Consider the following 12,471-nt stretch of genomic DNA (forward strand, 5'->3'; position numbering starts at 1 on the left):
TCTTATGGCTTACCAACAACTTTTGCCTTTTCTTCTTCAATCCACCACAGCGTCTCGACCGGAAAGCCGTAATCGGGCTTCGGTTCCTTGAAACCGAACCGGTCCCAATAGGCGACGAGATGATTCGCTGTTGTCCAATTTGGAATCCAGTCGCGCCGGATACGCAAGTACCGATCCAGCACTCTGATGGTCGCGACAAGATCGTCGCGGGTCGACACTTTTCCGGCATCGTCGATCAGGGCGTCGATCAACGGGTCGGCTGTGCCGGGCAGATTATAGCTTCCGGGCGTCTTGGCCGCTTGCGAACCAAACATGCTGGAAAGCGATTCTGACGTCGGCGTCGCGCCAAACAGCATTGCAATGCCCACCATGTCGAACTGGAAATCCTGCATCCGCGCCTGATACTGGCTGGCATCCACCAGCCGCAAACTGGCATCGATACCGATGGCCCGCAGTTTCTGGATGAACGGATTGTAGACGCGCGTGAAGGCTTCCGAATCGCTGAGAATTTCCAGCGCGAATTTCGCGCCGTCCTTGTCGTGAAACTGCCCGTTGCGCCGCTCGAAACCGGCTTCTTCCATCAGTTTGACGGCTTTGCCGAATTGCGCGCGGTCCCGCCCTGTTCCATCCGAAACCGGCATGATGACGGCCTCGCCGAACACGGCATCGGGAAGCTTGCCGCGATAGCGTTCCAGCACTTTCGACTCATCCGGGGTGGGGAGGCCCCTGGCCTGAAAATCCGACCCGTTGAAACTCGATTGCGAGCGCTCATAGGTGTCGAAGAAGAGGTTTTTGTTGGTCCACTCGAAATCAAAACAGAGGCTGATTGCCTCCCGCACGCGCGGGTCGCGGAAACGCTCGCGACGCTGGTTCAGCGCCCAGGCCTGCATCAGCGGGCTCTTCTCTTTCGGGAAGGTGCGCTTGATGATTTTCTTTTCCTGAATGGCCGGGAAGTCGTAGCCGGTAGCCCAGTTCTTGGACACGCTTTCGGAACGAAAATCGATATCGCCTTTCTTGAAGGCTTCGAATTCCGGCTGCCGGTCGCGGAAGAACTCGATGTGGATGCGGTCGAAATGGCTGGAACCGCGCCGCACTGGCAAATCCTTGGCCCAGTAGTCTTCGAAACGATCATATTCAATGAATTGACCGGCGGTGAAATTCCCCACCTTGTAAGCGCCCGAACCGAGCACCGGTTCCATCGTGGTCGCTTCGAAATCGCGATCCTTGAACCAGGTCTCCGACAGGATCGGCAGCACCACGGCGTCAAGGATGGCGTTGGGGCCGCGATCCGTCGCAAAACGCATGCGAATATCGTTCTTGCCCGTCAGTTCCACCTTTTCCAGCCCGGCGAGCGACTGACGTATGAGCGGGTGGCCCTTTTCCTTCAGCACCGTATAGGTGAACAGCACGTCTTTCGCCGTGATCGGTGATCCGTCATGGAACCGCGCTTCCTTGCGCAGCTTGAAGGTGCAGGCCCGACGATCTTTCGACAGCGTGACGCTTTCAGCGATAAGTCCGTAGACGGAATCCGGTTCATCGAGCGCCGGGACCATCAGGCTGTCATAGGTCAGCTCCATGCGCGGCGGCGCGTCGCCTTTGAAGGTAAAGGTGCTGAGCGTGTTGAAGGTCTGCGTGTTCTGGTTCCAGGTCCAGCTTGCTGGCGCAAACCTGAACGTGCCGCCTTTCGGCGCGTCTGGACTGGTGTAATCGAAATGGGTGAAATCGCTGCCATATTTCAGCTCGCCAAAGGCGGACAGGCCATGCAGGGACTTGCCGGTCGGCACCTCCGCAAAGGCGTTGGCAATGACAGCCTGACCCGGCAGGCAGGCCGCGATTGCGGCGCTGCCCGAAACACCCAGAAAATGGCGGCGGTTCATGCGAAGCATCGTCATTCTCCGCTTGTCCCTATTCGCTGCCGGTCTTCAGTTTGGCTTCCTTCGCGGAGTCGACCCACCATGAGAATGGATCGATGCCCAGATAATCCGGCTGCTTTTCCGGCATGCCGAACTTGTTCCAATAGGCCACATTGATGTGGTCGGAATACCATTGCGGGATCACGTAATAATTCCACAACAGCGCCCGGTCGAGCGCATGGCTTGCGGCCACCAGTTCCTCGCGATCCTTGGCATAGATCACGCGGTCGATCAGCGTGTCGATGGCCGGGTTCTTGATACCGGCATAGTTGCGGCTGCCTTTGAAATCTGCGGCCTTCGAGCCCCACATGTCGCGCTGCTCATTGCCGGGCGAGGCGGTCTGCGCGATGACCGAGGTGATGATATCATAGTCGAAATCATTGACCCGCGCCTGATATTGGGCGGTATCGACGATACGCACCGTGGCATTGATCCCGATCTTGCGCAGGCTCGCCGCAAACGGATTGTAGATGCGCTCGTCGGTCGGATCCTTGCCGAGAAATTCGATGGTGAACGGATTGCCATTCGCATCGACCAGCTTGTTGCCCTGCAATTTCCAACCCGCTTCCGCAAACAGCTTCAGAGCCGTTCGCAGATTATCGCGGGTGGCCTGCGGCGTGTCGTAAACAGGCAGCTTGAATTCCTTGGTCAGCGCATCTGCGGGGAGCGCATCCTTGACCGTTTCGAGAATGGCCTGCTCCGCCGGGGTCGGCGGGCCGCTCAGCTGCAATTCATTGCCAGCGAAATAGCTGTTGATGCGGTTATACTGATTAAAAAACAGCATGCGGTTCATGGATTCGAAGTCGAAAGCATAGGTCAGCGCTTGACGAACTTTCGGGTCCTTGAACTTGTCGCGCCGCGTATTCAGGAAATAGCCCTGCATGCGGCCGACGGCATTATACGGGAAGGACTTCTTGACGACGTCACCGCGCTCGACTGCCGGAAAATTATACTGTTCCGCCCAGCGCTGGGCGCGGTTTTCGTTACGATAATCATACTGGCCGCCCTTCTTGAAGGCTTCCCAGGTTGCATCTTCGTTGAAGTAATACTCGTAGACGACGCGGTCGAAATTGTTGCGACCGACATTCACGGCCAGGTCTTTGCCCCAGTAATCATCGACGCGCGCCCAGGTGATGGATCGTCCCGGCGCAACGCGGTCGATCTTGTAGGCAGAAGAACCCAGCGGAATTTCCAGCGTCGGGCGGCTGATATCGCGCTGTTTGCCCTGCGCGTCCTTGCCCTCCCACCAATGCTGCGGCAGCACTGCGAGCTGGCCCATGATTTGCGGCAATTCGCGATTGCCCTTTTGGCTGAAGTTGAACTTCACCTCGTGGTCGCCGGTCTTTTCCGCGCTTTCCACGTCGCCATAATATTTGTTGTAAAGTGGCGACTGTTTCTTAAGCACATTGAAGGACCAGATCACGTCTTCCACGGTGATCGGCTGACCGTCATGCCATTTGGCGTTCGGGTTGAGCTTGAACTTCACCCAGGAATAATCATCCGGGTACTGAAGCGCTTCGGCGATCAGCGGATACTGTGTCGATCCCTGATCGAGCGAATCTGTCATCAGCGTATCGTAGAGCATGCCGCCGCCGAAGTCTGACAGGCCCGCTGCGGCGACGCCCTGCACGACGAACGGGTTGAGACTGTCGAATGTGCCGACGGCCACCTGATTGAGCGTGCCGCCCTTCGGCGCTTGCGGGTTTACGTAGTCGTAATGCTTGAAATCAGCCGCATATTTGGGCTCGCCGAGCAGGCTGGAAGAACTGCGCCATTGGGGTTCCACGTCGCTCGCATGGCTTAACGACATTGTGCTTGCAAGCATGGCAACCGCAAATGCACCCGCCCAAAACGCTTTCATCCAGTCTCTCCGTTTCTGCTTCGGATCATCTGTATGAGTCTTATGGGTTTTTGCGGAGGAAGAAAGGCACCGGGACAATAAATTTCATCGTCCAAATGAAAAAGCCCGGTTGAAACCGGGCTTTTCGATCATTCTTGCGCTATTAGTTCGCCGGTGCGGCTGGCTTTTCGCCTTCCGGTGCAGGCGCTGCATCCGCAGGCTTAGCATCGCCGCCTGCCGGTGCGGCATCAGCGGCTGGAAGTGGAGCCGGGTTGTCGGACAGCGTGCGCAGATAGGCGATCAGATCGGCGCGCTCATTGTCCTTCTTGTCGCCCGCAAAGCCCATGGCCGTGCCCTTGATGAAGCCTTTTGGCGACGTCAGGAACTTGTTGAGATGCTCGAAGTCCCACTTGTTGCCGCCTGCGCCGAATTCCTTCATGGCGGACGAATAGCCAAAACCTTCAACGGAAGCCGCCGGACGGTTCACGACATCCCACAGATGCGGGCCGACCTTGTTTGCGCCGCCCTTTTCGCCGGTGTGGCAGGCAGCACAGCGCTTGAAAACTGTTTCGCCGCGCGCAGGATCGGCGGATTGCAGCAATGTTGCGATGGAAACTTCTTCCTTGGCCGGTGCAGCTCCCCCTTCACCGGTCGACGCTTCCGCCGCTTCGATTATAAAACCGGGCTTTTCCGGTGCAGGCGAATGAAACAGCGCATCGGACAGGATGCCCGTCGTCATGACAACGAAAACCGTTGCCAGAAAAGCCATGATAAACTTGTTAGTCCGGGTTGAATTCATCGCCGGTCAGCGCTCCCTCTACCAAAACGCTCTCCCCGAGAACGCTCTCCTCAGCCGACATGCGCACCTCATATGAGGTTGCAATTCTCTCCGCGGCATCGGGCGGAAACTAGGTCTTTTACCAGGGCGATGCAACACCTATAAGGGTAACCAGACCCGTGACTTTTTGACACTTTTGCAGCATTTACAGTGCGGATAAAACTCCTCGAAAGACGGCCACGATCCGACGAGACAACAAGAGGCGACCATGCTTCAGACCTTAAAGACCCTTACTCTTATTCCGGCAAGACTGGCCGCCACGCGCTTGCCGAACAAGCCGCTGGCCGATATTTGCGGGAAGCCGATGATCGTGCATGTGGCCGACAGAGCCGCCGCCGCCAAGCTTGGGCGCGCCGTCGTTGCGACCGATAGCGAGGAAATTTTTGCCGCCGTCACTGCGCATGGCCACGAAGCCGTCATGACCCGCACCGATCACGAATCGGGTTCGGACCGCATCTATGAAGCGCTTTTGAAGCTCGATCCGGCTGGCGAGTTCGATGCCGTGGTCAATGTGCAGGGTGATTTGCCGACCATAGATCCCGACATAATCCGCAGCGCTCTGCTGCCGCTCGAAGACGGTCCGGCAGATATTGCGACGCTTGGCGTCGAGATTGAGGAAGAATCGGAAAAGACCAATCCGAGCGTGGTGAAGATCGTCGGCTCGCCGCTGGCGGGCAGTTCGCGTCTGCGCGCGCTCTATTTCACCCGCGCCACGGCGCCTTATGGCGACGGCCCGCTCTATCATCATATCGGCCTTTATGCCTATCGCCGTTCGGCGCTGGAGAAATTCGTGAAACTCGGGCCGTCGCCGCTGGAAAAGCGCGAAAAGCTTGAGCAATTGCGCGCTTTGGAAGCCAGCATGCGCATCGATGTCGAAGTGGTGAAAACGGTGCCGCTGGGCGTCGATACGCCCGCCGACCTTGACCGCGCCCGACTTCTTGTCGCAAAGGGTCTTTGACAAGGTCAACAACCAGGAAAGCCCCGCGAGTGAGGGGCGTTTGAGAAAGTACGACGACGATGAAAACCAACCGGATTTCTTTTCAGGGTGAAGCGGGTGCCAATTCCGATACGGCGTCGCGCAACATGTTTCCCGGTATGGAGCCTTTGCCGTGTCCGACTTTTGAAGACGCTTTCAACGCGGTCGAGACCGGCGCTGCCGATCTGGCGATGATCCCGATCGAGAATACGCTGGCTGGTCGCGTTGCGGATATTCATTATCTGCTGCCGCTGGCCGATATGCACATTGTGGGCGAATATTTCCTGCCGATCCATTTTCAGCTGATGGTGCTTCCGGGCGTCAAGCGCGAGGAAATCAAGACGGTTCACAGCCATATTCACGCGCTCGGCCAGTGCCGCAAGGTCATCCGCCAGAACGGCTGGAAGCCGGTCATCGCGGGTGATACGGCGGGCGCTGCCCGTCTCGTCGCCGACATGCAGGACCGTTCGATGGCAGCGCTCGCGCCGCGTCTGGCCGCCGATCTCTACGGCCTCGATATTCTGGAAGAAAATGTCGAGGACGCGGAAGACAATGTGACCCGCTTCGTGGTTCTGTCGAAGGAAAAGCAATGGGCACCACGCCCGGAAAACGGCGAACGCATCATGACGACGTTTGTTTTCCGCGTGCGCAACGTTCCGGCAGCGCTTTACAAGGCGATGGGCGGCTTTGCCACCAACGGCGTCAATATGACCAAGCTCGAAAGCTATCAGATCGGCGGGCGTTTTATCGCCACGCAGTTCTATGCCGATATTGAGGGCCACCCTGAAGACCGCAATGTACAGCTCGCTTTGGAGGAACTCGAATTCTTCTCCAAGGAAGTACGTATTCTCGGCGTCTATCGGGGCAGCGACATTCGCGGCACGCAGTTGCTCGCCGCGGAATAATTCACGAAAATATCGGGCAGAATCAGTTTTCCGCCCATGCCTTGATCAGATGGGTTGCGATGGCGCCGGATGGTGGCACTCGCAGCCCATTTTCATGGGTGCCCGCCAGCATGGTGCGGACTTCATCCTTGCCGAACCAGCGACCGTCTTCCAGTTCCGAGCGGTCGATAGTGAAGTCGTCCGACAGCACTTCGGCATGGCAGCCGATCATCAGCGAATAGGGAAACGGCCAGGGCTGGCTGGCGTGATATCCGACGCGACCAATGGCGAGCCCCATTTCCTCAAGGCTTTCACGACGAACCGCTGCTTCAATCGTCTCGCCATGTTCGATGAAACCAGCAAGGCAGGAATAGGAACCGGCAGCAAAATGCGGGCTGCGCGCGAGAATGCATTTGTCACCGCGCACCGGCAGCATGATCGCCACCGGATCGGTGCGCGGGAAATGCTCGGCGCTGCAATTTGGACATTGACGCTTGGCACCACCGGCGCGCATTTCGGTCTTTGTGCCACAACGCCCGCAGAAACGGTGATTGTTGTGCCAGGCAGTTAGTGCCGCTGCTTGCGCCAGCGCGCCCAGCAGATCGGCTGAAACCAGCCCTTCCATATAGATGCTGCGATAGTCCTGCGCCCGAAACGGTACTTCCAGCGCCTCGGGATCGATGGGGGCCATCAGGGCGACGAGCGGCGTGCCATCCTGCAACCCCAGAAACACCGGCTCGTGCAGATCGGGTGCAAAGTCCCTCGCTTCGCTGAAGCGGAAGAGCGCGCGCGGCGTCTTTTCATCGGTGTAATCGAGCAGAAGCTTGTTGCCGCCCAAAAGCATGACGCGCGTTTCCGGCAGTTCCAGCGCGGTGAAGGCCGAATCGTCCTGACGTTTTTCGGACTGGCGGTCGATGCGGTTGCCACCAAAGCCGACAAAACGGCTCGGTTCTATTTCCGGCAGATCGTAGAGGCGGAAAGCCATGATGCTCTCGAATTGCTGTTGTTGGGAGAATTACAGCGCCGCGCGAATGTCGGCGATCAGCTTGCGGGCGTCTTTTTCGTCATAGGCTTCACGCGTGCCATGGCCCCAGACGGGGCCGGGCCATCCCGCATCGCCCTCGTTGCGGGCAATCACATGCAGATGAAGCTGGCGCACGATATTGCCGAGGGCTCCGGTGTTGATTTTCTGGCACTCGGTCACGGTTTTCAGCGCCTGCGCTACCAATCCGGCCTCGAAGGTAAGAATCGTCTGGTCGAGCGGCGTCAGATCGTGAATTTCTGAAAGATCGGCCCTGCGCGGCACGAGGATAAGCCACGGCCAGCGGCGGTCATTCATCAGTCGCAACTCGCAAAGGCCGAGCACGGCGACGGAAAAAGTGTCGGCATCAAGCCGTTTATCGAGTTCGAACTGTGTCATAAGCTGTTTCCTATCAGTTTTTTTCGTTCTGCGCTTGCTTTTTGCGCTGCGATTGACGATATGCAGCGTGGGAGGTTGGTGGTGGACGAGCCACTCGCCAACCGGGTCAGGTCCGGAAGGAAGCAGCCCTAACGAGCCAGGCACGGGTCGCCGTGCCAGCCTCCCACCTTTTTCTCATTCGCCACTTTTCTTGGCTATCTGGCGGCTGTTGATGAACAGTGTCCGTTGTTGACCTTGCTCATACGTCCGGTCCAAACTGTCGGTCGAGAAAAAAGCGTAACAGGAAGAACGGAAGGGTCGCCATGGATACGAAATCCGCTGGCATAGCTGCCGATGGGGCCTATCGCGTTCTCGCCCGCAAATACCGTCCGCAGAATTTCAACGATCTCGTCGGCCAGGAGCCGATGGTGCGCACGCTCAAAAATGCGTTCGAGACCGGTCGCATCGCGCAGGCCTGGATGCTGACCGGCGTTCGCGGCGTTGGCAAAACGACGACGGCGCGCATTCTGGCGCGGGCGCTCAATTACAAGACCGATACTGTCGATCAGCCGACCATCGACCTTTCCGTGCCCGGCGAGCATTGTCAGGCAATTATGGAAGGCCGCCATGTCGATGTGATCGAGATGGACGCTGCCTCGCATACCGGCATTGACGATATTCGCGAGATCATCGAGCAGGTGCGCTATCGCCCGGTTTCAGCGCGCTACAAAGTCTATATCATCGACGAAGTGCACATGCTCTCTAATCAGGCCTTCAATGGTCTGTTGAAGACGCTGGAAGAGCCGCCGCCGCATGTGAAATTCATCTTCGCCACCACCGAAATCCGCAAGGTGCCGATCACGGTTCTGTCGCGCTGCCAGCGCTTCGACCTGCGCCGCATCGAATCGGGCACGCTGGCGCAGCATTTGCGCCGCATTGCGGAGGCCGAGCAGATCGAAGTCGATGATGCGTCGCTCGCCATGATTGCGCGAGCTGGAGAAGGTTCCGCCCGCGATTCGCTGTCGATCTTCGATCAGGCCATTGCGCATGGTGCCGGTCAGGTCAGTGCGGAAGCCGTGCGTTCCATGCTGGGGCTTGCCGACCGCGCCCGCATCATCGACCTGTTCGAAATGCTGATGCGCGGCGATGTGGCTGGCGCTCTCACCGAGTTTCGCGCCCAATATGATGTGGGTGCCGATCCCTCGGTGGTGCTAACTGATCTGGCCGATTTCAATCATCTGGTAACACGACTGCGCTTCACGCCCGATGTGGCGGAAGATGTGTCGCTGTCGGAAGATGAACGCGTGCGCGGTCGCGATTTTGCGCAAAAGCTGTCCGTGCGCGTGCTGTCGCGCACCTGGCAGATGCTACTCAAGGGCATTGCGGAAGTGGATACGGCGACAAGGCCGGTGCAGGCTGCCGAAATGTTGCTGATCCGTCTGGCCCATGCTGCCGATCTGCCGACGCTGGACGAAGCCTTGCGCGGCCTTGAAAACGGTTCTGTTTCTGCTCCGCGTCCGCAGCCTCCGGGCAATCCTCGCTCCAATGGCAACGGCGCGCCGGAAGCACGTTTCGCGGCCGATGCCGTCGGTTCGGCCTCGATGGCATCCGCCTCGGGCGGTCCGGCCACGGCCATGCGTATCGTGGAAACGGCTCCACAACCGGTTCAGCCGCCTGCTCCGCAGCCGGTCGCCGAGAGTGCAGCGCAGCCTTCCGTGCCGGTCAACAGCCTGAACGACATTGTTGCGATGGCCGACAAGCATCGCAACATGCAGTTCAAGATTCTGGTCAAGAACTGCGTGCGTCTGGCCTCCATCGCGCCGGGACGACTTGAAATCGGCCTGACCGACGATGCGCCGAAATCGCTGCCGAGCGAGATCGCGCAGCATCTTTTGAACTGGACCGGCATTCGCTGGGTGGTGACGGTGGCGCGTGATGTCGCGAGCCAGACGGTTGCCGAAGCGGAAACGGAGCGTCGCGACAATCTTGTCACCGATGCCCGCGCCGATCCGGATGTGGCAGCCATTCTCGCGGCCTTTCCGGGCGCGAAAATCACCGACGTGCGCATTGCCGTGGCGGAACAGAACGATGACGAGGACATTGACCTCGACGCCGTTTCGGAAGTGCCCGGTGTGCCGTCTGAAGACGACTGAATTATTGAAGACTATGGAGTAAACCCATGCGTGACATGATGGGCATGATGAAGCAGGCGAAGGAATTGCAGGCCAAGATGAAGGCCATGCAGGACGAAATCGCCAATCTGGAAGCCACGGCCTCTTCCGGTGGCGGTCTGGTGACGATCACCCTGTCCGGCAAGGGCACCTTGTCGGCGCTGAAGATCGATCCGTCGCTGGCCAAGGAAGACGAGGTCGAAATCCTCGAAGACCTGATCATCGCGGCCCACAACGATGCCAAGGCAAAGCTTGAAGCCGTGATGGCCGAAAAGACGCAGTCGCTGACGGCGGGTCTTCCGATTCCTCCGGGTTTCAAGCTGCCGTTTTAAGGGAGTAGGGGAATAAGGGAATAGGGGAGTATGTTTGGCCGGCTGGTTGCCGCCATGTCGCATATCCCTCATTCTCGTCCCCTACTCACTTATTCCCCTATTCCCTTACTCCCTTACAAAAAATGTCCAAACGAATCGCCGGTCCCGAAATCGAACGACTGATCCAGCTTCTTGCCCGTGTACCGGGTCTGGGGCCGCGTTCGGCGCGCCGTGCGGCGCTGCATCTCATCAAGAAGAAGGAAGCGCTTCTGGTGCCGCTGGGCGGCGCCATGCAGGACGCTGCCGAAAAGGTGCGCATTTGTTCGTGCTGCGGCAATGTCGACACGTCCGATCCCTGCACCATCTGCACGGACGAGCGCCGCGACCCCACCACGCTGATCGTGGTGGAAGACGTGTCCGATCTTTGGGCGCTGGAACGGGCGGGCACGATGAATGTCCGTTATCATGTCCTGGGCGGTCGTCTGTCGCCGCTCGACGGCATCGGTCCTGACGACCTCAATATCAAGGGGCTGGTGGAACGTGTCGCGACCGGCGAAATCAAAGAAGTGATTCTCGCAGTCAATGCGACTGTCGAAGGCCAGACCACCGCGCATTACATTACCGATCAATTGGCGAATTTCGAGGTTCGCGTCACACGGCTCGCTCATGGCGTCCCGGTGGGCGGCGAACTCGATTATCTGGATGAGGGCACGCTGGCTGCCGCCTTGCGAGCGAGAACCACCCTTTAGTTATTCAGGAGAAACATGATGGCAGCAAGCCGTTGGAAGCATGCTTTGAAAACTGCTCTGGGGCTTGTCGTCATTCTTGCTGTTTCTCCTGCCGTCGCAGCGCCCTCCAAGGCGCAGGTCGAAAGCCAGTATCGCAACTGGATCGAGCAAGATCTCTGGCCTGAGGCCAAGGCGGCGGGTGTTTCGCGCGCTACCTTCGATCAGGCCTTTGCCGGTGTGGCCATCAATTGGAAATTGCCGGATCTGGTCATCCCCGGGGAAAAGCCGTCGACGCCGAAAGAACAGAAACAGGCCGAGTTCGGCGCGCCGGGCAAGTATTTCAATGCGAAGACCATGGCCTCGGTCACCAGTGGCGGTCAGGCGCGTTACAGCCAATATTCGAGCCTTCTGAAACGCATCGAGCAGAAATATGGTGTTCCGGGTCCGATCATTGTCGCGATATGGGGCCGTGAATCGGGCTTCGGCACGGTCAAAATTCCCTATAATGTGTTTGAAGTTCTGGGCACGAAGGCCTTTATGGCAACGCGCAAGGACATGTTCCGCAAGGAGCTGATTGCCGCGCTCGAAATCGCCTCGAAAGGCTATATCGACGAAAACGCCATGAAAAGCTCATGGGCGGGCGCGCTTGGCCAGCCGCAATTTATGCCAACCTCCTACCTCAAGCACGCGGTCGATTTTGACGGCGACGGCAAGCGCGATATCTGGAATTCCGTGCCGGATACGCTGGCTTCCATCGCCAATTATCTGAAGCTGCACGGCTGGCAGAAGGGGCGCGACTGGGGCTTTGAGGTCAATGTCCCGCAGAGCGTGTCGTGTTCTCTGGAAGGCCCGGATCAGGGCAAGCCGATTGCCGAATGGGCCAGACTTGGCATCACCCGCGTCAATGGCAAGGCATTTCCATCCAATGAAATGAAGGGCGAAGGTTTTCTGCTCATGCCCGCCGGGCGATTTGGCCCCGCCTTCATCGTGAGCCCGAATTTCTACGTGCTCAAGGACTATAATATGAGCGATCTCTATGCGCTCTTCATCGGCCATGTCGGCGACCGCATTGCATATGGCGCAGGCGATTTCCAGCAGGCATGGGGCAATGTCGGCACGATGTATCGCTCAGATATCGGCGCCATGCAGAAGCGCTTGCAGGCGCAGGGCTATGATGTCGGCAAGCCGGACGGATTGCCGGGCTTCAAGACACGCCGCTCCATCGGCATGTGGCAGGCAAAGAACGGCTTGGCTTCGACTTGTTTTCCGCAGCCTGAACTGCTGCGTCAGATCCGCTAATCATCAATGCACGACTGACAATAAAAATGTTATTCGGTTTCTCATTTTTCTGCTATAAATGTCAGTTACTCATAGAATAATAATTCTTATTAATATGATAGTTCATAACTAT

Annotated in this window: 11 protein-coding genes and 1 other RNA gene; 7 read left to right on the plus strand and 5 right to left on the minus strand. The window is 58.1% G+C overall.

Annotated elements, in window-relative coordinates; all coding sequences use genetic code 11:
* Window positions 1–2 precede the first annotated feature (2 nt).
* The 3 genes from D8666_RS07075 to D8666_RS07085 all read right to left on the minus strand — a co-directional run bounded on the left by D8666_RS07075 (window position 3) and on the right by D8666_RS07085 (window position 4,552).
* Complete coding sequence (locus D8666_RS07075; protein ID WP_109368062.1) at window positions 3–1,892, minus strand: extracellular solute-binding protein; 1,890 nt, start codon at window positions 1,890–1,892, stop codon at window positions 3–5.
* Window positions 1,893–1,905: 13 nt separating this feature from the next.
* A complete protein-coding gene (locus D8666_RS07080; protein WP_109368063.1) occupies window positions 1,906–3,774 on the minus strand; it encodes an extracellular solute-binding protein in 1,869 nt (622 codons plus the stop codon).
* Between the two features lie 142 nt (window positions 3,775–3,916).
* Window positions 3,917–4,552: a c-type cytochrome gene (locus tag D8666_RS07085; RefSeq protein ID WP_109368064.1), complete on the minus strand. Its 636-nt coding sequence runs from the start codon at window positions 4,550–4,552 to the stop codon at window positions 3,917–3,919.
* A gap of 247 nt (window positions 4,553–4,799) precedes the next feature.
* Here D8666_RS07085 and D8666_RS07090 point away from each other — a divergent pair, with 247 nt between their 5' ends.
* Window positions 4,800–5,549: a 3-deoxy-manno-octulosonate cytidylyltransferase gene (locus D8666_RS07090; RefSeq protein WP_109368065.1), complete on the plus strand. Its 750-nt coding sequence runs from the start codon at window positions 4,800–4,802 to the stop codon at window positions 5,547–5,549.
* 59 nt (window positions 5,550–5,608) lie between these two features.
* A complete protein-coding gene (locus D8666_RS07095) occupies window positions 5,609–6,472 on the plus strand; it encodes a prephenate dehydratase (RefSeq protein WP_109368066.1) in 864 nt (287 codons plus the stop codon).
* Window positions 6,473–6,494: 22 nt separating this feature from the next.
* Here D8666_RS07095 and nudC read toward each other — a convergent pair whose 3' ends face one another.
* On the minus strand, window positions 6,495–7,436 hold the full coding sequence (gene nudC, locus D8666_RS07100; RefSeq protein WP_109368067.1) for an NAD(+) diphosphatase: 942 nt from the start codon (window positions 7,434–7,436) through the stop codon (window positions 6,495–6,497).
* Between the two features lie 30 nt (window positions 7,437–7,466).
* Complete coding sequence (locus tag D8666_RS07105) at window positions 7,467–7,871, minus strand: HIT domain-containing protein (RefSeq protein ID WP_109368068.1); 405 nt, start codon at window positions 7,869–7,871, stop codon at window positions 7,467–7,469.
* Between the two features lie 70 nt (window positions 7,872–7,941).
* Between D8666_RS07105 and ffs the strand changes: the two genes are divergently transcribed.
* From ffs to D8666_RS07130, 5 genes are all read left to right on the plus strand, one after another.
* An RNA gene (gene ffs, locus D8666_RS07110) (signal recognition particle sRNA small type) lies at window positions 7,942–8,038 on the plus strand.
* A gap of 135 nt (window positions 8,039–8,173) precedes the next feature.
* Window positions 8,174–10,003: a DNA polymerase III subunit gamma/tau gene (locus tag D8666_RS07115; RefSeq protein ID WP_121537024.1), complete on the plus strand. Its 1,830-nt coding sequence runs from the start codon at window positions 8,174–8,176 to the stop codon at window positions 10,001–10,003.
* Between the two features lie 26 nt (window positions 10,004–10,029).
* Entirely contained in the window at window positions 10,030–10,353 is a 324-nt protein-coding gene (locus tag D8666_RS07120; protein ID WP_078337775.1) for a YbaB/EbfC family nucleoid-associated protein, read from the plus strand.
* 122 nt (window positions 10,354–10,475) lie between these two features.
* Window positions 10,476–11,081, plus strand: coding sequence for a recombination mediator RecR (gene recR / locus D8666_RS07125; protein ID WP_109368070.1), 606 nt, complete (start codon window positions 10,476–10,478; stop codon window positions 11,079–11,081).
* Between the two features lie 18 nt (window positions 11,082–11,099).
* Window positions 11,100–12,359, plus strand: a complete 1,260-nt coding sequence (locus tag D8666_RS07130) for a lytic murein transglycosylase (protein ID WP_109368071.1) — start codon at window positions 11,100–11,102, stop codon at window positions 12,357–12,359.
* The last annotated feature ends 112 nt before the right edge of the window (window positions 12,360–12,471 follow it).

It is taken from the genome of Ochrobactrum soli, from assembly GCF_003664555.1.
In the GTDB taxonomy this organism is placed as follows: Bacteria; Pseudomonadota; Alphaproteobacteria; order Rhizobiales; family Rhizobiaceae; genus Brucella; species Brucella teleogrylli.